This is a genomic window from Cryobacterium sp. MLB-32 (assembly GCF_000738085.1).
GTDB lineage: Bacteria > Actinomycetota > Actinomycetes > Actinomycetales > Microbacteriaceae > Cryobacterium.
Genome location: NZ_JPRS01000322.1, coordinates 1 through 2,474, shown reverse-complemented (window position 1 = coordinate 2,474; position 2,474 = coordinate 1). Strand labels below are relative to the sequence as shown.

At 66.2% G+C, this 2,474-nt stretch carries 2 protein-coding genes; both read right to left on the bottom strand.

All coding sequences use genetic code 11. The features are described 5' to 3' along the window. The coding region (locus tag JF66_RS18155) for a coiled-coil domain-containing protein (protein WP_369798062.1) at window positions 1-853 on the bottom strand (853 nt) is incomplete at its 3' end. Continuing rightward, complete coding sequence (locus tag JF66_RS18150; protein WP_081882494.1) at window positions 846-2,216, bottom strand: M23 family metallopeptidase; 1,371 nt, start codon at window positions 2,214-2,216, stop codon at window positions 846-848. The genes JF66_RS18155 and JF66_RS18150, both read right to left, overlap by 8 nt. Window positions 2,217-2,474 lie beyond the last annotated feature (258 nt).

The following is a 2,474-nucleotide window of genomic DNA, read 5'->3' as shown; positions in this document are numbered from 1 at the left end:
GAGCCTTCGCCGCCGCTGCGGCGGCGATCCGAGCAGCGGAAGCCTGGGCCGCCGCGAAGGCCTGGGCCGCCGCTTCGGCCGCGACTCCGCTCCGGTAACTGCGCTCTTCCTCCGCGGTGGTGTCCTTGAGCAGAGCGAGCTGCTCGTAGAGTTCGCTCGATTTCTTCTGCTCCACGTCGTACGCGTTCTGCGTGGCCGAGGCTGCGCGGGTGGCCGAGTCAAAGGTGGTCCGGGACTCTTCCGTGAGGCGCTCGCGCTCGTCGCTCGCGGACGCAGCCTGGGCTCCGAGAGATTCGGCGGTGTTCTTGTCCTGCATCGCCTGCCCATAGATGGCTGCGGACTGCTCGCTGAGCTTGCTCGCGGTGCCGAGCTGGTGCAGCAGGTCGTCCGCGCTGTTGCCGTTCAGGAAAAGGTTGAGCGACAGCCCGCCGGCTCCCGCCTTGCCCAGGTGCGCAGCGATCAGGCCGGCACGCATCTTCGACGTCGCAGCGGTGGCCTCCGCTGTCACAACCTGCTCGGTGAGCGCCGTTTCGCGCGCGGTGGCGGCGGCGAGTGCGTCCTCGGTCACGCGATACGCCTCCGCGGCGATCTGCGATGTCGTCGCTGCGGCCTCTGCGCTCGCCTGCAGTTCGCCCAACAGGCCGGAGATCTTCTCAATCTCGGCCTGCTTGGTGGCCTCATTCTGCTTGGCCTGCTGCACGTCGTCCCAGCTGGGGTACCCCGGATCGGCGAATGCGACCGGGGCGCCCACACCCACCGTCGCGGTGACGGCCCCCACCATGCCGATACCTACCGCGGAAAAGAACCGTGTCGGCCGCAATCGTGCGCGCGGCCGGGTGTTGCTGTTAACCAAGTGCTGCTCCCCTGTCGGCCATGAACGGCACGGCGTTTACTCTGTTTCCGTCAATCCACACCTCGAAGTGCAGGTGACATGCGGTCGAAGCCCCCGTGCTGCCGGAGCTCGCGATGTTCTGTCCCTGCGACACGTTCTGGCCCGCGCTCACGAAAATGCCGCCGTCACGGATGTGGGCATAGCCCGTCGAGACTCCGTCGCCGTGATCGATCTTCACGAAATTGCCATACGTGCCGAGACGGCCGGCCCACGTGACACGGCCCGAGTGGGCAGCGTAGATGGGCGCACCGCAGCCGGTTCCGAGGTCAGTGCCGTAGTGATAATCGCCGCTGCACACACCGTTGCCGCAGTACGGCGTTCGCGGGCCGTATCCGCCCGTGATGCGACCATATGCCGGTCGCCCCCAGCCCGAGGTGCTGCCTGAACCGGCGGACGACCCCGCGGAACTGCTTCCCCCGCTCGCGGCAGCGGCGGCTGCGGCCCGCGCCGCCTCCGCCGCGCGCGCAGCAGCGGCAACGCGGGCAGCTTCTGCGGCAATGCGGGCTCGTTCGACGACCCCGGCCTCATAGGCCGCGGATGTCGTGGCCTCGGCGTCACGCATGAACGCGAGTTGCTGGTCGAGCTCGAGGCTCTTCGCCTGTGATTCTGCGAGGGCGGCCGACGCCGCGTCCGCGGCATCTTGAGCGGCCTTCAGCGCCGTCTCCGCGGCGATGCGGAGAGTCTCCCGTTCGGCCTGCGCGACCTTCGCCTGGTCCCCGAGTGCCTGGGCGCTGTTGTTTGCCGCCTGCGCCAGATCATAGATAGAGGTGCTGCGTTCCACGAGCTTGCTCATATTGCCGAGCTTGGAGAGAAGTTCGTCGGCCTGGCCGCCGTTTCCTCCGCCCTCCAAGAAAAGATTCATGCTGAGGTCGGTTCCGCCGGTGCGGTAGAGCTGGGCCGCGAGCTGCCCGGCCTGCCGGGTGGCGGCATCCGCCGTGGCCTTGCTGGCATCCGCCTGCGCCTGCAGCTCTGAGGCACGCCGGGCGGCGTCGTCGAACTTCTGCTGAGCCTCTTCGAGGGCAGCCCCGCGGGCATCAGCTTCGGCCTGGGTTTGATCCACCTGCGACTGCAGGCTCACCAGAAGTTCCTGGATCTTTGTGACCTGAGCGGCGGCAGCGACAGTGTTGGACTTGGCGTTCTGCAGGTCCTGCCAGCTCGGGTAATCCAGGGCCTGGGCTGCACCGACGGGGCTGAACAGCGTCACGAGCAACGCGAGGGCAGCCACGCCACCGGCGACGGAGATCGTGCGACGTCGGCTTGGACGGCGATTCTGGCGCGTGCGCGCACGCACGCCGCGCAGGTCGCGGCCGATCACAGTAGCCATGCGATTCATCATTCCCCGATCGGGCATCCATCAGTCACATCTGTCACTGTGATAACACTCTTAACAGTAACAAGACAGGGCAGTATCGCGCAGTCTTGATGCTGAACCTAACCCGAAACACCCCCCAAACGGCGGCCATTCGTGGGCGCGGTGCGAAGCGCGATCGACTCTTTTAAACAATCTTTGCATTCGATTTGGGCATTCGTGCTTTTCTCCGTATGCTTATCCCTCGTCGGTCATGTTCATTTATGACTAACG